This window comes from Streptomyces sp. R818 (assembly GCF_056172735.1).
This window is the reverse complement of sequence record NZ_JAOCNE010000014.1, coordinates 670,837-686,636: the sequence shown is the minus strand read 5'-3', so window position 1 is coordinate 686,636 and position 15,800 is coordinate 670,837. Positions and strand designations below refer to the sequence as shown.

Sequence of the window (15,800 nt, the reverse complement as noted above, 5' to 3'; positions counted from 1 at the left end):
GCCGGAGGCACACACATGAACGAGACACCCAGTGCTCCCGCCCGGCCCGCGGCGACCGAGCACACCTGCGTGGTCCCCGACCGCTTCGACCGCTTCGCCTGGCGCGACACCTACGCCCAGTCGGCGGGCCTGCGCGAACTGGCCGACGAACTGACCGTGCGCCACCGCGGCGCCGCCGACCTGCTGGCGGACGTGTTCGCGGCCGCGTACCAGCCCACGCCGCGCTTGCGCGAGCGGGCGCGGATGCATCCGTCCCGGCTGCTCCACCATGACCTCCTCACCGCGCTCATGGAGCCGCCGGACTTCGCGGAGTTGCGCCGCACGACGGCCGGTGACGCCTACGCCGCCGCGATGGCCGTCCTCGCCATGGGCCCGGCGCTGCGCCGGATGCTGAAGTCGGCCCGGGACGAGGAGGACGCAGCCGCCGAGGCGACCGAAGCCGCAGAGGGGCAAGCCGCGCAGGCCCTCGCGGCCGCAGGATCAACCCTGCGCGCCGCCGCCCACGCGGCGTCGGCGCGTGCGGCCACGTCCGCGCGGCAGGAGGCCGCGATGCTGCGGGCCTGGGGCGTCACGCCCGGCGAGACGGAGCGATTGCCGTTCGCCGAACGGCTGCGCCTCGCCGAGCGACTGCGCGGCAGTCGGCTCGCCCGATGGGCCGATCTGATCGGCCGCTTCCGGCAGATGGCGGCCGGCGAGCGGGCCCACAAGGTGGAGAACACGAGCGGAGAACTGGTCGGCGTCACGCTGGGCGACGACCTCTCCCGCGTCGTCCCCTCCGAACTGGCCCACCTCGGACTGCCCGCGCTGCGCGCCGTGTTCGCCGCGCGGTACGCCGCCGGGGAGCTGATGCTCTACGACCACCGGGGTGAGCAGCGCACGGGCCGGGGCGCCGTCGTCGCGTGCGTCGACACCTCGCACTCCATGTACGAGGAGGGGCCCGGCGGCATCACCCGCGAGGCCTGGGCGAAGGCGTGCGCGCTCGCCCTCCTCGACCAGGCCCGCGCCGCCGGACGCGACTTCGTCGGGGTGCTGTTCTCCGCGGCGGACAAGGTCCGGGTGTTCCGGTTCCCGGCGGCCGAGGCCGCGGACGTCACCCGCGTCCTGGAGTTCGCGGAGACGTTCCTCGGCGGCGGCACCAGCTACCAGCGGCCGCTCTCCGTCGCCGCGGAGGTACTCGCGGAGGAGTTTGACGACGCGGCCCGCTCCCGCGGCGACATCGTGCTGCTCACCGACGACGACTGCGGCGTCACCGAGGAGTGGCTGCGCGGCTGGAAACAGTCCAAGCACCGGCTCGGCTTCCGTCTCTTCGGCGTCGCGGTCGGCGCCCCCCGCGTGGCCGCGACCGACTCCGTCCTGGACACCCTCAGCGACAACCTACGCGCGATAGAAGACTTCACAGACGTCCACGCAACGGCCGACCTGTTCCGCGTGATCTGACCGTTGGCCGGACGGGCCCTCACCGCTCCCGGCTCCGCCGCCACCACCAGCGGCCCGCACTCGACGCCCACTCGCTGGTCGGGCCCGGGTCCGGCAGAGTGCGGCGTTCGAACTCGGCGTCTATCCGGGCGACAAGGCGTCCCAGGTCACGGCGGCCGGCGGGCGGAAGCAACCGCAAGACCTCCGCCAGGTCGTCGCGGGCGTCCTCGATCTCGAGCCCGGGCTGCCACACCTGCGACGCGTCCAGATAACGCCCCGGCTGACGGAACGCGGACCGGAAGCGCGCCAGCGCGTCCGCGACGACATCCGGCCGGTCCAGCCGCTCCTCCTCCACCCGGCGTACCGCAGCCCGCGTGCGTGCGGAGACACCTGGGATGCGCCGCACCCTCACATGTGTGCGCGGGCGCCATCGTTCGGCGCGCACATCCTTCGGGCGCCTACGCGGCATCGCCCTCTCGGGTCGGCGGGGTCGTCGGCATGCGGCGATTGTGCCACGCCCACGTCGCGCGCGGCGGCCGGTCAGGTACTGGCCTGGTCGCTGTCGCGGTGGGCGCCCCAGCCGTGCCAGCGGTCGATCTCGATGACGGCGGTGACGCGGCGGCGGACCTGGTCGGGGTAGGCGCTGCCGGTGTAGTGGGTGGAGATGCGGTCGATGTCGGTGAGGCCCTCGTCGTCGTGGGTCTCGACGACGCGGCCGATGAGGGTGACGTGGGTGTACCAGTCGTCACCGTCGAGGACGGTGAGGGTGACGCGCGGGTCACGCTGGAGGTGCTTCAGGCGGACCCGGCCCTCGTCGAGGCTGATGACGACGCGGCCGTCCTCCCACAGGTACCAGGTGGGGGTGGAGACAGGTGTGCCGTCGGAGCGCAGGGTGGCCATGACGGCGGGGTTCGGCCGGCGCAGCATCTCCACGGCCTCGGGCGGCAGGGGCGGCTTGGACATACGTGTTCCTCACTTCGGGTTTTCCACGACAGTACATATCCCCTGGCGCACCAGACCCCCTGGCGCCACGCCAGCGCCCGGGGGCGAGGGCGCGGCGCCAGGGGGTCAGAGACAGCTGTGCTGGTCAGTCCGAGACGAGGTCACCGAACTGGATGACGGCCGGGGTGCTGTTGCTGATGCTCTGCTCGTTGTCGTTGAACCCGTCGCCGGGGCCGAGGCCGAACCCGTCGTCGGCGGCGGCGAGGCCCGAGCCGCCGAGGACGGCGATGGCGGCCAGAACGGTGGCGGTGACAGCTGTACGCAAGCGCATGTGGCAGTCCTTTGCTTCGAGGGGGTGGAAAGATCAATCGAAGCTTTAACCGGTCCGTCCACGGCTCACACGGGCACGGACCGAAGCCACCCGTCCGTGTGTTCCCTTCGGCCGATACGCGCAGCGCGCACGTGCGGAAGAGGGGGTGGGATGCGGAGGCATTCGGCGGCGGCCGAACGGCTCAGCGCCCTTCGTCGCGCAGCCGCAGCAGGTACGTCGCCGTCACGGCGACGGCACGGTCCTCGTCGCGCGACAGCTCCACGAGCGCCTCGGTTGTCCTCGGGCCCGGGATCCCGGCGAGCGCCTGGGTCAGACGCCCGCGCGCCGACGCGCTCGTACGGGGATCGGCGAGGCGGCCGACGAGCCCTGCCGCGATCCGGTCCGCCATCGCCGCGTCGCCCGCGAGCACGCTCAGCGCGTCGGCCGCGTCGGTGTCGTTCCGCCCGTCCACGATCATGTCCAGGAGCGTCGGCACCGCCTCGGTCGCGCCGCGGGCGCCGAGCGCGAGCGCCGCGTGCCCGCGGACCACGCCGTCCGGGTGAGCGAGCGCCCGCCGCAACTCCCCGGCCGCCGCGTCGCCCGGCAGCTTCGCCAGGGACTGGGCGGCACGTTCCCGCACGGCGGCCACCGGCGAGCCGAGCCCCTCCGCGAGGAGCCCGGGGCCCTCGTCGCCCGCGCGCGCCAGCGCCCACCGCAGGGCTCCCGCCACCACCGGGTCCGCCTCGCCGAGCGCCGCCTCGACCAGCGCCTCCACCGGCACCGGGACCTCGTCGCCCGAGGAGAGCGCGGCCCGCTGACGCGCGTCCGGGTTCGCGGACCCCAGCGCCTGGAGCAGCGCGACGACGTGGAGGACGTCCTCCCAGCCGGCGGGGTCCGCCGCGTCGATACGACGCAGCCGCGCCAGCAACTCCGTCTCGGCGGCGATGCGTGCGCGGGTCTGCTCGATGAGGTCGCCGACGAGGGCCGAGGGCGTGAACCCGGGGTCGTCGAGGGCCCGTTTGATCTCGCGCAGGGACAGGCCGAGCGAGCGCAGGCTCTCGATGTGGAAGATCCGCCGGACGTCGTCCCCGGAGTACTCCCGGTAGCCGGAGCCCGTCCGGCCTGACGGACCCACCAGGCCGAGCGACTCGTAATGCCGCAGCATGCGGGCGCTCACCCCGGACCGTCGCGCCACCTCACCGATCAACACGCCCTTATCGTCCCTCCTCCGCCGCGCCCGGCCCGCCGAGGGCGACGACACGCTTCGCCTCCTCGATCGCGAACCCGAACCCGGTGTCCGGGTCGCGGAGCAGTTGTCGCGTGGCGAGCGCGTGCGCGTGGACGTGCGCGTCCGTGCCGGTGGTCGCGGCGTGCAGCGCGGGCTCGGCGGCGTCGCCGAGCGCGACGAGCGCCCGGCTGAGACTGAGCTGCGTCTCCCGCTCCCCGCGCCCGAGCTGGGTCGCGAGCACCGCGGCCAACGCGGGCCCCTCCCCCTCCGGTACGAGCACGACCGCGGTCCGCCAGGCGCTGCGGGCCACCTCGACCTCGGGGTCGGTCAGCAGCGCCTTGGTGATCGCGGGCCAGGCGCGCCGGTCACCGATCTTGGACAGGGTGTGCAGCGCCTGGCTGCGCGCCTGCGCACGCTCCGAGCGGACCTCCCGGAGCAGTTCGGGGAGTGTCAGGGCGACCGGATGGCGGGTGAGCGCCCAGGTCAGCATGTCGCGGACGAAGAACTCCGGCTCGACGGCGCTCCGCTCGACGAGCGGGGCGACGAAGCGCGGGTCGGGCTCCGTGCCCGCCGCCATGGCGGCCCGCAGCCGCACCGAGGAACGGCCGTCCGCCAGCGCCAGGAGCAACGCCTGCTGCTCCGGCTCCAGCGCTACCTCCAGCGCTACCTCCAGCGGCCGGCTCTGTCCGGGCTGCCCGGTCCGTTCGGTCTGCCCGGTCCGTTCGGTCTGCTCGGTCCGTTCGGTCTGCCCGGTCTGCTCGGTCTGTCCGGCACCTGTGATCGTCATCGAGACCACCTCCTCGGCCGCAGTGAAGACCTTGTCACTGTGTCAAGGTCAAACGGAGGCGGCCGGAGCGGGCCGGGTCGGGTCGGGTCGGGTCGGACTCAGACGACGATGACGCGGCGTCCGCGCGTGTGACCCGCCTTGCTGTCGATGTGTGCCGCCGCGGCCTCGCCGAGTGTGTACGTCTTGGCGACGGGGATGTGCAGCCTCCCGCGTGCGATGAGGGCCGCCGCCTCGGCGAGCGCGTCCGGCACGCTCCCGGCCACGCCGGAGAAGCGGACGCCGAACTCGGAGGCGCCGAGATCCGCGATGGTGACGACCTTGCGGGGGTCTCCGGTGAGCTCGACCAGTTCGGCAACGACGCCGGAGCCGGACAGGTCGAGGGCCGCGTCGACGGGGCCGAGTTCCCGGACGCGCCCGGCCCAGCCGTCGCCGTAGGTCGTGGCGAGGGCGCCGAGGTCGCGCAGGTAGTCCTGGTTGGCGGCGGAGGCGGTGCCGATGACCTTGATGCCCCGGTCGCGGGCGATTTGCAGCACCGCCGAGCCGACTCCCCCGGCCGCGCCGCTCACCAGCAGCGTCTGCCCCGGCTCCGCCCCGACCTCGGCGATGACGCGCAGCGCGGTCTCGACCACGGACGGGTACCCGGCCGCCTCCTCGAACGACAGGCCCTCGGGCATCCGGGCCCAGGCGCCGAGGACGGCGAAGTCGGCATACGTGTCCGCGCCTTCGCCGAACACGTGGTCACCGATCTCGACGCCCTCCACACCTGCGCCCACCTCGTCCACGACCCCGGCGGCGTCGATGCCGACCCCCGCGGGCAGTTCGGTCGGGTGTGCTCCCAGGATCTGGCCCTCGCGGATCCGCCAGTCGACGGGGTTCACACCTGCCGCCCGTACGGCGACACGTATCTGGCCGGGGCCGGCGTGAGGCTCCTCGGCGTCGATGAGGCGAAGGACGTCCGGACCGCCGAACTCGGCGAAGCTCACTTTCTTCATGCGGCCGACCGTAGCACTAACGGTTAGCCTTTTGTGGCTGTTACGTTTTTGAAGTCGGTGGCGCTGATAGCGTGGGCGCATGACCGTGCCGACCGGACGTCGTGAACGCAAGAAGGCCGCGACCCGCCAGAAGATCGCCGACGCGGCCCTGCGGCTCTTCCTCGAACGCGGATATGACGCCGTCGGCATCCGCGACGTGGCCGCCGAGGCCGACGTGGCCGTGACCACGCTCTTCTCCCACTTCGCCTCCAAGGAGGCGCTGGTTTTCGAGCGGGACGACGACTTCAGGGAACGCCTCGCGCGAGCGGTCACCGACCGGGGGCCGCGGGAACCGCTCGTGCCCGCGCTGCGCCGCGAGATCCACGCGATGGTCCGCCACTGCTCGGCGGAGGGCGCGGAACCGGTCTGGCGCATGATCGACGCGTCGCCCGCCCTGCGCGACTACGAGGAGGCCATGCGGCTGCGCCACGCGGACGCGCTGGCGGCGGCCATCGCCGCCGACCTCTCCCTGCCCGAGCCGACGACGGCCTGCCGGACGATCGCGCGGTTCGTGCTCGACGCGTATGCGCTGGGCCGCGAGGCGCCCGAGCCGGAGGCGGCGGTGGACGAGATCTTCCGCATGATCGAGGCGGCCTGGGAGGCCGGTCGGCCCCGGTGACGCGTGCTCAGGCGTCCAGGCTCAGCAGGGTGTCGTAGGCCTGCTGGATGAGGTGGTTGCCGCTGCCGGGGGCGCAGTTGGCCAGCGCGACGACGGCCGTACGCCGTCGCGGGTCGAAGCCCGCGAAGACGGTGCAGCCGCGGGTGCCGCCCGAGTGGTGGTGGATACGGGATCCGTCGGCGCGCGGGCGGATGTTCCAGACCAGCGCGATCTGCTGGGTGTCGGCGCGCACGCCTTGCCGGACGGCGATCCGGGGCCGGGTCGTGTCGTGCAGGGCCGTGCGCAGGGAGTCCGGCAGGACCGTCGCCCGTACGAACCGCTCGGGGTCGAGCAGCGCTTCGGTGAACGTCAGCAGATCGCGCGCGCTGGAGCGGACGGCGCCTGCCGCGGGCATCCCGGGGATGCGGAACGGGGGCCTCGGGCGGCCGTGCCAGTAGCCGGTGACGTCGTCGCCCGCGCCGCGCGCCGCGAAGTCGTCCGGCGGGGTGGGCACGCAGTCGGTGTCGTGCAGGCCGAGCGGGCGCAGGACCCGCGCGGCCAGCAGGGAGGCGTAGTCGTCCTGGGTGCCCGCCGCGCCGGCCAGGGCGTGGCCCAGGAGGCCGACGCCGAAGTTCGAGTAGTGCGTGCGGGTGCCGGGGCGGGACCTCAGGCGCGTGCGGGCCAGGGCGTCCAGGGTGTCGGCGGCGCTGAACGCCTCGTAGGGGTTGCTGAAGAGGCGCGGGAGCGCCGTGCGCAACAGGCCCGGGGGCAGGCGGGGCAGGCCGGAGGTGTGGGTGGCGAGGTGCAGCAGGCGGATGCCGGACCCGCCGGGCGGAGGGCGGGTGCCGGGCGGCAGGTGGCTGATGAGGGGGTCGTGCGGGTGCACCGCACCGCGTGCGGCCTGCTCGGCGAGGAGCAGCGCGGTGAACGTCTTGGTGACGGAACCGACCTCGAACCGGGTCCCCGCGTCCGCCTGCCGGCCTTCGTGATGCGCCGAGGTCCCCTGAGCGACGACGGTACGACGACTGTCATGAAGCATCCCCACCGCGACAGCACTGGCCGCCGGGGCGGCGGCCAACAGCGCGGGCAGCCGCCGGGCGGCAGCGGGCCAGGGTGCGGTGTCCGGGGGGCGGGGTGCTGGGTGGGTCGCCATTGGCGGGAGCAACTCCATCGGTCGAGGCGGGGCTTCCCGGCGGGGGCGGCTCCGGCCCGCGGCGCCGGGCTTCCTCAGGTCCGGCCCGGGTTCTCCAGGGCCTTGGCCAGGGCCAGGTTGCCGGCGATCGCTGCGACGATCGTGGGGTGCTGGTGGTCCTCGAAGCGTTGGGCCGGGTCGTCGTCGACGGGCTGGTTGTCGCGGGGGACCATGCCGTCCTCGTGCTGGACCTCGGCGAGGCGCCGCCAGTCCTCCAGATCGACTCGCGGATCGGCTCGGCACAGCTCGACGATCATCAGCTCGGCCATGAGGTCCCAGTGCCCGGCCTCCGCCCACACGTCGGTCCACACCGGGAGCCAGTCGCGCAGGTAGGCGGAGAGGTCGTCGGGCAGCCCGGCGGGCAGGCGTCCCCAGTCCGTGAGGTGGTAGACGGTGTGCGTGACGGCGTACGCGGTCAGCCAGTCGATGTGCCACGGCTCGGGTGTGCCGCCGAGCCAGGTGGCGCGGGTGAGCGCGTCCCAGCGAGGTGTGCCGGATCCGTGGTCCAGGCCGGTGACGCGGACGGCGTTGGCGACACCCAGGCGCCGGTTCGGCACATGTTCCACGGCGTGTGTGGAGGTGAGCCCGACGGTGTGCGCGAGGAGTTCGTCCAGCTCCGCGAGGCGGTAGCCACCGCGGGTGAAGTGGGCGTAGGTCTCCAGCGGGTCGGTCTTCAAGGGGTTGCGCAGCAGGCGCTCGTACAGCAGCGATCCGTTGGCCGTCTGCTCCCAGCAGTGGGCCAACAGGTCGCGTGCGAGGGCGAGTTCGGCCGTTCCGGCGGCGCCGCTGCGCAGGACGAGGGAGGCCGCGAGGGCGGTCTCGCCGAGCGCCTTGTAGGCGCCGCGGTCGGAGCTGAGGTCGGCGTCGGGGAGCTCGGACAGGGAGCCGTACTCGCGGTTGGCGTGCAGCCAGTGCAGCGCCCGCGAGCTGACGGAGTGGGCGAGTTCGGTGGGTGGGTGGCTCATGGGTGGGTGGCTCATACGGGCCCCAGGCCGAGCAGTCGACGGGCGATGGCGATGTCCAGGGCGAGGCGTCCGCCACCGCCGAGCAGGGCGATGTGCTCGGTGAGCGGCGCCGGGTCGAGAGGCAGGGGTACGCCTGCGGCGTGGGCCCAGGCCAGCCAGCGGGTGATGCGCGCCGCTGTGGGGAAGTCGCGGCGCAGGACGGCGCGGGTGGCACCGCGCGCGAGGCCCGTCACCCCGGACCGTGCGCTGTCGTGCACCGGCCCGTCCAGGCCGGGCAGGGCGAGGGAGGAGAGCTGGCTCATCCGTACCGACCACGGCACCCAGCCCTCGTAGGCGGCTCCGTCCGCGGCGGCGGTCGGCGGACGCCGGCGCTCCGGGCCCGGGTCGCACCGCGGCGGTGCCTGCGGGACGGGCGCGGCCGGGGCGGCCGTCGCGGGGTCGAGCCGGGCGAGGACCGTGACGATGGACCAGTCGAGCCACGCCCTGATCCACGCTTGCTCGGGCCCGTCGGGCGGCGGCGCCGGGGCGGACTGAGCCGGGGGCAGGGCATCGAGGGCCAGCGCGACGGCGGCGCCCTCCTCCGGCGGCGGCGTGCGGCCGGTCAGGGCGTACGGGGCGAGGACGTCGGCGCCCAGCATGCGCACCGCCGCCACGGCCACGCCCTGCTCCTGCGGCGGGAGCGACACGGCGGACTCGAGGTGGGCGGCGGCAGGCGCCGTGTGCCCGGCGTCCCGCAGGGCGTCGAGCACACGGCGAGCCAATTGCTCAGCCGACCCGTTGTGGGCGGTGCGTGAGCGTTCGCTGATCACCGGCCCTTCGGTTCCTTCGGCTCCTTCGGCGAGAGCAGGAGGCCCAGGCCGAGCAGAAGGGCCCCGACGCCGCCGCCGGCATCCTCCACCGAGGGGATCGGAGCGTCACTCACCGGCGCTTCCGCTGGAACCATCAACCCTTCGACGACTTCCTTGTCGAGCACGAGGCTCGTGGACTGGAGAGTGAGCATCATCGCTGCTCCTCTGCATTGACGTCGGCACTGTCGCAGTGCCCCAACCACCTCACCAAAACACCCGAAATGAGCACGTAGCAACCTGAATTGGTACGGTAGCGCGGGGGCGACAGGGGTCGGCGCAGGGGCGACAGCCGCTGCCGCAGGGCGTAACCCGGAGATCGGCGCAGAACAACCGGGACAACAGGTATTAGGCCAAACGGGTGACCGTGACCCGGCGAATGGCTACATTTCGCCGTCATCTTCCGCCGCTCGGAAGGCACTCTGATCACACGCCCCCGGCGCGCCCTCCGCACAGCCGCACCGGCCCCTGCGCAGGGCCGACACCTCGCCAGGAGTCCACCCGGTGACCACGCACACCGCCACCGCCCTCGCCCGCAATCTCGGCCGCCTGCTGTGCGGGCATCTCGCCCTCGCCATGGCGGGCGCGGCGGCCGTGGCGTGGCTCGACGCCGACCGGTACCGCACCGCCCTCCACCTCTTCTGGGCCGCACTCCCCGTCTCGGCCGCCCTGTGGGCCGTGGCCCGGGCCAACGAGAAGCGGCACCTGAAGCGCGAGCGCGACACGGACACGGCCGCATCGGCGGACTGGACCTCGGCGGCGTAGCGCGAGGCGGTGAGGAACCGTTTCAGCCGGCCTGTCGGGCCAAGGCGGCCGAGAGGGGGTCAGGACGGGTCGGCCATGCGCAGGCGCGCCAGCGCGTCCTGCCGGTCCGTGGCGAGCGGCAGGACCGTGTCCGTACCGGTGAGTTCGAGCAGGCGCCGAAGCGAGGCGTGCAGCGGTCCGCACACAGTCAGCGGGCGTCTTCGCACACCATGCCCCGTGTAGGTGACCAGGAGCTGGTTGAGGAAGACGCTGTCGGCGAAGGTCACGCGCGAGAGGTCGATCAGGGTCGCGTCCGTCGCGGGGTCGGAGAGTGCCTGCGCGAAACCGTCGACGATCTCGGTCAGGTCATGCAGGTCCATCTCTCCGCTGACGGTGACAACTGCCACACGTTCTTGCTGGTCAAAGCGTACTTTCCCGCTGCCGGACGTCATGTGGAGCACCCTCGCACACACTCGGCCCCGCGAACAAAAGCGGGTGGGCCCGGCCGTCCCAGGCCGGGCCCACCCCTCGGCGCGCACACACCACCGCCCGTGGCGTCGCGCCGGTCCACGGAACGTCTATGCGTTCCTTCGTTCCTGCGTGGTCATCGTCACCATCGGTACCAGCGGCCCTTGCGGCCGCCACTCGCCGCGGGCCGGATCACGAAGCCGAGCAGCCACACCACGAGCACGATGATCGCGATCCACCACAGCGCCTTGAGGGCGAAGCCCGCGCCGAAAAGGATCAGAGCCAGAAGAAGAACCAGAAGCAGGGGAACCATTGTTATTACCTCCTGGCCATCGTTTGCTCTTAGCCCTCCCCTACAAACACACAAAACCCGCGTTTCTTTCACGACTTGCCGGGCATCCGACGGCGTTTCGGCCTGCTCATGGACGACATGTGGACGAGATGGGTAGCCGCGCACATGTTTGACGGCCCATTTCCCGGCCAGGCGGATGTCGAGCACATGATGTCGATGCCAAGGGAGCGTGAGCGGACATGACCGCCAACGAGAAGGCCAAGGCGAAGACCGAGCAGGCCACGGGCGCCGCGAAGGCCGCCGCGGGGCGGGCCGTGGGCAATGAGCGCCTCACCGCCGAGGGCCGCGCGCAGCAGATGAAGGGCGACGCCCGTCAGGCCAAGGAGAAGACCAAGGACATCGGCAAGCACTGACGGCCCGAGGGCCTGTCGGCACGACCCCGACCGTGTGAGGGGGCGGCTTTCCCGCGAGGGAGCCGCCCCCTCACACGTGTGCGTGTGTGGCCACCGGGGCGCCGGGGGCGTTTGTGTGTGCGGGCCCCGGGCACTCGGCCGGGGCGCAGGCTCGCGTCACGCCCCCCGTCCGCGGGTCTGCCGGTGGCCTGGGCGGGCGGTCCCTGTCCGGTGGTCCAGCGACCGCCTGCCCCGCCACATCCGGCGCCACCGGATCACCTGGAAGAGCCAGGATCCGGGAGCGGTCCGGTTCTGCCCGGATCACGTGGAAGAGCGGAGGGCCCGGAAGCGGTCCGGCTCCGCCGGATCACGTGGAAGAGCGCAGGACGCGGAAGTGCTCCATCTCCGCCGGATCGCGCTCCACTATCTGGATCGGCGCCCCGTCCCACTGTCGTACATGGCCGCCCGGAGTCCGGGTGAACGCGATCCGGCCCCGGGTGCCCTCGACCGCGACGCGGGGCCACGCCTCGGCGATCCGCTCCCGCTCCGTACCGTGCGAGCGCAGCACTTCGGCCAGGACCGTGATCGCGTCGTGGCCCTCGAAGGCGACGAACGACGGCGGGCCGGTCAAACGGTGGCGCAGGGCCGCGGCGACGCGCGTGCCGAGAGGGCCGAGGCGCTCGGGCAGATAGCGCAGGAACGGGATCGCGGCGCCGTCCTCGTCCAGCGCCGACGCCCATCCGGCGAACTCCGGCTGTCCGGCGGGCGCGCCGATCAGGAGGTCGGAGAGGCGCGGGTCGCGGCGGACGGACCGGACGATCGGCACCGCCGGTTCCGGGTGGCCGACGAGCAGGAGGAGGGCGGTCGCGCCCTGGGCGAGGAGCGCGTCGCCGATCTCCGCCGGGGTGAGCGCCCGCGCATCGAGCTCGACGACGGTGGCGCCGTGCGGCGCGAGACGGTCGCGCAGGATGCCGGTGCCCGCGGCCCAGTAGACGCTCGGCTGCGTCGCCACGGCGACACGGGTGTGGCCCGCGCCGCGCAGGAAGTCGGCGTAGAGCCCCCAGCCCCGTGACTGCGGCGGGCACAGCCGGGCGACCCACGGGGTCGGCCGGTCGGTGAGGGTGTCGAGCACCGCCGAGGAGCACAGGAACGGCAGCCCGAGCGCGTCGGCCCTGGTGGCAGCGGCGCGTGCGACGACGCTGTGGTACTCCCCCACCACGGCGGCCACGCCCGACGCCGCCAGTTCGTCGATCGCCGCCACAGCTTTCCCGGGGTCGGCGGCGGTGTCCCTGACGAGCAGTTCGAGCGGGCGGCCGTGGATGCCGCCGCTCTCGTTGGCCTCGCGCACCCCCAGTTCGAGACCTGCCAGCAGGTGGGCGCCCGCCTCGGTCCAGCCGGGGCGGGTGAGCGGTGCCAGGGCGCCGATCCGTACGGCTGCCTGTTCCTGCGGTGCTGTGACCATGGCGGGAGCTTTCCCGATCTTCTCGATGAGCGCCACCGAGTTCCAGTGGCGAGCAAGGGGACAGCACGCGTCAGGGCGTCAGCGGCAGTTCCGTCACCGCCCGCCAGCCGTCGGGCGTGAGCGCGACCACGTGCAGAGCGGTGATCTCGACGTCGAGGGGCAGCCGGTCACCGGCCCGGCGGGCGATCTCCGCGGCGGTGCCCGGCTCCGCGTCCAGGGCCACGGTGACGTGCACGGGCGGGTCCGCACCGAACCGGCCCCCGTAGGGCACATGCGCCGGGAACGCGGTGCGTACGGCCGTCGCCGCGCCTCGTAGCCCGGGCACGGGGACACCGACGAAGCCGCCGGTGCGCTCGACCGTGGTCAGGCGAGTCCGGACCGGTCCTGGCGGGAGCGCCGCCCGCAACCGGTCGAGCTCCTGGGCGCCGACGCGGTCGGCGGGCAGCCACGGGTAGAGCAGCGCGGCGTGGGCGGGGATGCCCGGCCGTACCGCTCGCGGGTCCATGTCGGCGGCCAGTTCGAGGAGTGGCCGGGCCTCCGGCACCAGGGCCAGGACCGCCGTCGTCCCCGGGTTCGCCATGTGCCGCTCCTTTCCGCCTTCCGGTCGTCCGGCAGCATCCCATGTCTGTCATGCCTGATCGTCTCCGGTTGCCGGTGCGGGCGGGGTGAGCGAGTTTGTAAAGCACCGAGGGGGTCGGAATGCAGGTGTCGCCCGCTCGCTCCCAGCCGTTCGCTTCCCAGGAGGAACCATGAGCAACCCCGAGCAGGACCCGAACCCGAACGAGGGCCCCGCGGACGGCGGCGCCGCCGGTACGCCGGGCGTCCACGACGGCGGTGCGGACGGAGGCGCCGAGGGCCCCGCGGACGGCGGCGCGGCGGGCACCCCGGGCGTCCACGACGGCGGGGCCGACGGCGGTGCCGAAGGTCCTGCGGACGGCGGCGCCGCCGGTACGCCGGGCGTCCATGACGGTGGCGCCGACGGCAGCGCCGACAAGTAGGGCGGCTCCATTTGAGCACGCCCCCCATCGCACTCCGGGAGGCCGGCGCCGACACGGGCACCGGCCTCCTCGAAGCGCGTCTGACCGGTCTGGGCCGGGCGGAGTTCGCGCGCGACGTGTGGGGGCGCGCGCCCCTGCTGCACCGCGCCGCGAGCGACTTCTCGGACTTGTTCTCCGCGGCGGCCGTCGACGAGCTGATCTCGCGGCGCGGACTGCGGACGCCCTTCCTCCGCGTCGCCAAGGACGGCGTCACGCTGCCCGAGGCGTCGTTCACCTCGTCCGCCGGCGTCGGCGCGACGATCGGGGACCAGCTCGACGACACGGCGCTGTGGCGCCACTTCGCCGACGGAGCGACCCTCGTTCTCCAGGCGCTGCACCGCACCTGGGAGCCGGTCGCGGACCTCGCCTCCCGGCTCGGCACGGAGCTGGGCCATCCGGTGCAGGCCAACGCCTATGTCACGCCTCCGCAGAACCGCGGGTTCGACGCGCACTACGACGTCCATGACGTGTTCGTCGTCCAGATCGCCGGGTCCAAGCGGTGGACGATCCACGAGCCGGTCCACCCCGACCCGCTGCGCGACCAGCCCTGGACCGAGCACCGTACGGCGGTGGCCGAGGCCGCCGCGGGCGAGCCGTTCCTCGACACCGTCCTCGGACCGGGCGACGTCCTCTACCTGCCGAGGGGCTGGCTGCACGCCGCGCGGGCGCAGGGCGCCGTCTCGATCCATCTGACGCTCGGGGTGCACACCTGGACGCGGCACGCGCTGGCCGAACACCTCGCCCAGGCGGCGCTCACGCTCCTTCGCGACGACCCGCAGCTGCGCGCCTCCCTGCCGCTGGGCGCCGAAGCGCCGCCGGACGAGGTGGAGTTCGTGCGCGAACGCCTCGCCGCCGCGCTCGCGCGGGCCGATCCCGCGCCGTTGTTCCACCGCGCCCGGCGGGGCCGGGCGCGGCCCGCGCCGCTGGGGCCGCTGGCCCAGCTCGCGGCGGTCGACGCCCTCGCGCCCGACACGCCGGTGCAGCTCCGCGCGGCGCTCGACGCCCGCCTCGACGGCCTGCGCCTGTCCACCCGCGTCGGCTGGCTCGACCTCACGGAGGCCGACCTGCCGTCCGTCGCCCGCCTCCTCGACGGCGGCGTCCACACCGCCGGCCGGCTGGGGCTCGCCCTCGTCGAAAGACTCCTGCGCGCGGGCGTCCTGGTGCCCGCCGAGCGGTGACGGGGCCGCGGTGACCGCCGCAGCGCGCTTCTTCTGCGCCGACGCCGCCCTGGAGCGCGGCGACGCGCTCGCGGGCACCGCCCCGTACGGCTCGGTGTGGGTCCTCATCGAGTACCGGGGTGGCTGGCCGTCCAACGGGTTCGACGGACTCGGCCTGGCACCGGAGATCAAAGGGCTCGTGTTCGGTGCGGCCCAGAAGGTGCGCGCCCGCATCCTCCTGATCAGGCGGCACGGCCGGCTCCTGCCCGGCGGCGGGCCCCGGCGCTGGGCCGTGCTGCGGCGCGGCGCCGACGGCACGGACCGCCAGGTGTGGGGCGTGTGGAGCCGCGACCAGGACCTCGCCGGGATCGTCCACGCCCTCGGCGCGCCCGGGGAGCGGGGCCATCCGCCGGTCGTCCTCGTCTGCGCGCACGGGCTGCACGACGTCTGCTGCGCCGTGCGCGGCCGTCCGGTCGGCCGCGCGCTCAGCGAGCGGTGGCCGCACCTGGTCTGGGAGTGCACGCATGTGGGCGGGGACCGGTTCGCCGCCAATGTCGTCGTCCTGCCGGACGGCGTCTACTACGGCGGCCTCGCCCCGGACTCCGCCGTCACCACGGTCGAGGACCATCTGGCGGACCGGATCACCGCCACCCACCTGCGCGGCTACACGGATCTCTTCCCGCCCCAGCAGGCGGCGCTGGCGGCCGTCCTCAAACGTGCCGGTCCGGCGGGCCGGCACGCGTACACCGTCGAGTCGACCGCCCGCGACCACGACCTCTGGCGGATCCGCCTGGCCGGCCGGCCACCGCTCGCGGCGGCCTTCGACGTCGAGGTGCGCTCGCGCCGCACACCGCCGTACCGGCTCACCTGCCAGGGGAAGTCGCCGAGTTCGGCGATGGCGTACGAGGTCACGTCCCTGCGCGCGCTGTGACAC

General features: G+C 73.8%; 21 protein-coding genes. 7 read left to right on the top strand and 14 right to left on the bottom strand.

Going from position 1 to position 15,800, the window contains the following annotated elements:
* The first annotated feature begins 15 nt into the window (after positions 1-15).
* Entirely contained in the window at positions 16-1,437 is a 1,422-nt protein-coding gene (locus N5I75_RS34905; RefSeq protein WP_476684161.1) for a VWA domain-containing protein, read from the top strand.
* Between the two features lie 19 nt (positions 1,438-1,456).
* Here the strand turns inward: N5I75_RS34905 and N5I75_RS34900 are convergent, their stop codons facing one another.
* The 6 genes from N5I75_RS34900 to N5I75_RS34875 all read right to left on the bottom strand — a co-directional run bounded on the left by N5I75_RS34900 (position 1,457) and on the right by N5I75_RS34875 (position 5,675).
* Positions 1,457-1,822 (bottom strand): hypothetical protein, encoded by a 366-nt coding sequence (locus N5I75_RS34900; protein ID WP_476684160.1) that lies wholly within the window; start codon positions 1,820-1,822, stop codon positions 1,457-1,459.
* Positions 1,823-1,956: 134 nt separating this feature from the next.
* Positions 1,957-2,379 (bottom strand): PPOX class F420-dependent oxidoreductase, encoded by a 423-nt coding sequence (locus N5I75_RS34895; protein WP_476684159.1) that lies wholly within the window; start codon positions 2,377-2,379, stop codon positions 1,957-1,959.
* Between the two features lie 124 nt (positions 2,380-2,503).
* Entirely contained in the window at positions 2,504-2,689 is a 186-nt protein-coding gene (locus tag N5I75_RS34890) for a hypothetical protein (protein ID WP_476684158.1), read from the bottom strand.
* A 181-nt stretch (positions 2,690-2,870) separates the two neighbouring features.
* Positions 2,871-3,878 carry a MerR family transcriptional regulator gene (locus N5I75_RS34885; protein ID WP_476684157.1) on the bottom strand — a complete coding sequence of 336 codons (1,008 nt, stop codon included), beginning with the start codon at positions 3,876-3,878 and terminating at the stop codon, positions 2,871-2,873.
* Positions 3,879-3,882: 4 nt separating this feature from the next.
* Positions 3,883-4,683 carry a HEAT repeat domain-containing protein gene (locus tag N5I75_RS34880; protein ID WP_476684156.1) on the bottom strand — a complete coding sequence of 267 codons (801 nt, stop codon included), beginning with the start codon at positions 4,681-4,683 and terminating at the stop codon, positions 3,883-3,885.
* Between the two features lie 98 nt (positions 4,684-4,781).
* On the bottom strand, positions 4,782-5,675 hold the full coding sequence (locus tag N5I75_RS34875) for an NADP-dependent oxidoreductase (RefSeq protein ID WP_476684155.1): 894 nt from the start codon (positions 5,673-5,675) through the stop codon (positions 4,782-4,784).
* A gap of 79 nt (positions 5,676-5,754) precedes the next feature.
* Between N5I75_RS34875 and N5I75_RS34870 the strand changes: the two genes are divergently transcribed.
* Positions 5,755-6,333, top strand: coding sequence for a TetR/AcrR family transcriptional regulator (locus N5I75_RS34870; protein WP_476684154.1), 579 nt, complete (start codon positions 5,755-5,757; stop codon positions 6,331-6,333).
* A 7-nt stretch (positions 6,334-6,340) separates the two neighbouring features.
* Here the strand turns inward: N5I75_RS34870 and N5I75_RS34865 are convergent, their stop codons facing one another.
* The 4 genes from N5I75_RS34865 to N5I75_RS34850 all read right to left on the bottom strand — a co-directional run bounded on the left by N5I75_RS34865 (position 6,341) and on the right by N5I75_RS34850 (position 9,472).
* On the bottom strand, positions 6,341-7,465 hold the full coding sequence (locus N5I75_RS34865; RefSeq protein WP_476684153.1) for a serine hydrolase domain-containing protein: 1,125 nt from the start codon (positions 7,463-7,465) through the stop codon (positions 6,341-6,343).
* 74 nt (positions 7,466-7,539) lie between these two features.
* Positions 7,540-8,469: a DUF6895 family protein gene (locus N5I75_RS34860; RefSeq protein ID WP_476684152.1), complete on the bottom strand. Its 930-nt coding sequence runs from the start codon at positions 8,467-8,469 to the stop codon at positions 7,540-7,542.
* An 11-nt stretch (positions 8,470-8,480) separates the two neighbouring features.
* A complete protein-coding gene (locus N5I75_RS34855) occupies positions 8,481-9,230 on the bottom strand; it encodes a hypothetical protein (protein ID WP_476684151.1) in 750 nt (249 codons plus the stop codon).
* Between the two features lie 44 nt (positions 9,231-9,274).
* Positions 9,275-9,472 (bottom strand): hypothetical protein, encoded by a 198-nt coding sequence (locus N5I75_RS34850; protein WP_476684150.1) that lies wholly within the window; start codon positions 9,470-9,472, stop codon positions 9,275-9,277.
* A gap of 346 nt (positions 9,473-9,818) precedes the next feature.
* Here N5I75_RS34850 and N5I75_RS34845 point away from each other — a divergent pair, with 346 nt between their 5' ends.
* Positions 9,819-10,079, top strand: coding sequence for a hypothetical protein (locus N5I75_RS34845; RefSeq protein ID WP_476684149.1), 261 nt, complete (start codon positions 9,819-9,821; stop codon positions 10,077-10,079).
* Between the two features lie 59 nt (positions 10,080-10,138).
* Here the strand turns inward: N5I75_RS34845 and N5I75_RS34840 are convergent, their stop codons facing one another.
* Together N5I75_RS34840 and N5I75_RS34835 are read right to left on the bottom strand one after the other, a co-directional pair.
* Entirely contained in the window at positions 10,139-10,510 is a 372-nt protein-coding gene (locus N5I75_RS34840; RefSeq protein ID WP_476684148.1) for an STAS domain-containing protein, read from the bottom strand.
* A gap of 158 nt (positions 10,511-10,668) precedes the next feature.
* A complete protein-coding gene (locus N5I75_RS34835) occupies positions 10,669-10,839 on the bottom strand; it encodes a hydrophobic protein (RefSeq protein ID WP_361062354.1) in 171 nt (56 codons plus the stop codon).
* Between the two features lie 218 nt (positions 10,840-11,057).
* Here N5I75_RS34835 and N5I75_RS34830 point away from each other — a divergent pair, with 218 nt between their 5' ends.
* A complete protein-coding gene (locus tag N5I75_RS34830) occupies positions 11,058-11,231 on the top strand; it encodes a CsbD family protein (protein WP_394436517.1) in 174 nt (57 codons plus the stop codon).
* Between the two features lie 346 nt (positions 11,232-11,577).
* Here N5I75_RS34830 and N5I75_RS34825 read toward each other — a convergent pair whose 3' ends face one another.
* Positions 11,578-12,672 (bottom strand): ABC transporter substrate-binding protein, encoded by a 1,095-nt coding sequence (locus tag N5I75_RS34825; RefSeq protein ID WP_476684147.1) that lies wholly within the window; start codon positions 12,670-12,672, stop codon positions 11,578-11,580.
* A 70-nt stretch (positions 12,673-12,742) separates the two neighbouring features.
* Positions 12,743-13,252, bottom strand: coding sequence for a 2'-5' RNA ligase family protein (locus N5I75_RS34820; protein WP_476684146.1), 510 nt, complete (start codon positions 13,250-13,252; stop codon positions 12,743-12,745).
* 169 nt (positions 13,253-13,421) lie between these two features.
* On the opposite strand from N5I75_RS34820, the gene N5I75_RS34815 reads away from it, so the two are divergent.
* Genes N5I75_RS34815 through N5I75_RS34805 form a run of 3 tightly spaced genes read left to right on the top strand, consistent with a single transcriptional unit; the run spans position 13,422 to position 15,797 of the window.
* On the top strand, positions 13,422-13,670 hold the full coding sequence (locus tag N5I75_RS34815; RefSeq protein ID WP_476684145.1) for a BatC protein: 249 nt from the start codon (positions 13,422-13,424) through the stop codon (positions 13,668-13,670).
* Positions 13,671-13,681: 11 nt separating this feature from the next.
* Entirely contained in the window at positions 13,682-14,887 is a 1,206-nt protein-coding gene (locus tag N5I75_RS34810) for a cupin domain-containing protein (RefSeq protein WP_476684144.1), read from the top strand.
* 10 nt (positions 14,888-14,897) lie between these two features.
* Positions 14,898-15,797, top strand: a complete 900-nt coding sequence (locus N5I75_RS34805) for a sucrase ferredoxin (protein ID WP_476684143.1) — start codon at positions 14,898-14,900, stop codon at positions 15,795-15,797.
* Positions 15,798-15,800 lie beyond the last annotated feature (3 nt).

What these genes read in the sequence shown, in the direction of transcription:
- N5I75_RS34905 (WP_476684161.1), top strand. Translation starts at nt 16, where the DNA reads ATGAACGAGACACCCAGTGCTCCCGCCCGGCCCGCGGCGACCGAGCAC.
- N5I75_RS34895 (WP_476684159.1), bottom strand. Translation starts at nt 2,379, where the DNA reads ATGTCCAAGCCGCCCCTGCCGCCCGAGGCCGTGGAGATGCTGCGCCGG.
- N5I75_RS34890 (WP_476684158.1), bottom strand. Translation starts at nt 2,689, where the DNA reads ATGCGCTTGCGTACAGCTGTCACCGCCACCGTTCTGGCCGCCATCGCC.
- N5I75_RS34880 (WP_476684156.1), bottom strand. Translation starts at nt 4,683, where the DNA reads ATGACGATCACAGGTGCCGGACAGACCGAGCAGACCGGGCAGACCGAA.
- N5I75_RS34875 (WP_476684155.1), bottom strand. Translation starts at nt 5,675, where the DNA reads ATGAAGAAAGTGAGCTTCGCCGAGTTCGGCGGTCCGGACGTCCTTCGC.
- N5I75_RS34870 (WP_476684154.1), top strand. Translation starts at nt 5,755, where the DNA reads ATGACCGTGCCGACCGGACGTCGTGAACGCAAGAAGGCCGCGACCCGC.
- N5I75_RS34865 (WP_476684153.1), bottom strand. Translation starts at nt 7,465, where the DNA reads ATGGCGACCCACCCAGCACCCCGCCCCCCGGACACCGCACCCTGGCCC.
- N5I75_RS34860 (WP_476684152.1), bottom strand. Translation starts at nt 8,469, where the DNA reads ATGAGCCACCCACCCACCGAACTCGCCCACTCCGTCAGCTCGCGGGCG.
- N5I75_RS34850 (WP_476684150.1), bottom strand. Translation starts at nt 9,472, where the DNA reads ATGATGCTCACTCTCCAGTCCACGAGCCTCGTGCTCGACAAGGAAGTC.
- N5I75_RS34840 (WP_476684148.1), bottom strand. Translation starts at nt 10,510, where the DNA reads ATGACGTCCGGCAGCGGGAAAGTACGCTTTGACCAGCAAGAACGTGTG.
- N5I75_RS34835 (WP_361062354.1), bottom strand. Translation starts at nt 10,839, where the DNA reads ATGGTTCCCCTGCTTCTGGTTCTTCTTCTGGCTCTGATCCTTTTCGGC.
- N5I75_RS34830 (WP_394436517.1), top strand. Translation starts at nt 11,058, where the DNA reads ATGACCGCCAACGAGAAGGCCAAGGCGAAGACCGAGCAGGCCACGGGC.
- N5I75_RS34825 (WP_476684147.1), bottom strand. Translation starts at nt 12,672, where the DNA reads ATGGTCACAGCACCGCAGGAACAGGCAGCCGTACGGATCGGCGCCCTG.
- N5I75_RS34820 (WP_476684146.1), bottom strand. Translation starts at nt 13,252, where the DNA reads ATGGCGAACCCGGGGACGACGGCGGTCCTGGCCCTGGTGCCGGAGGCC.
- N5I75_RS34815 (WP_476684145.1), top strand. Translation starts at nt 13,422, where the DNA reads ATGAGCAACCCCGAGCAGGACCCGAACCCGAACGAGGGCCCCGCGGAC.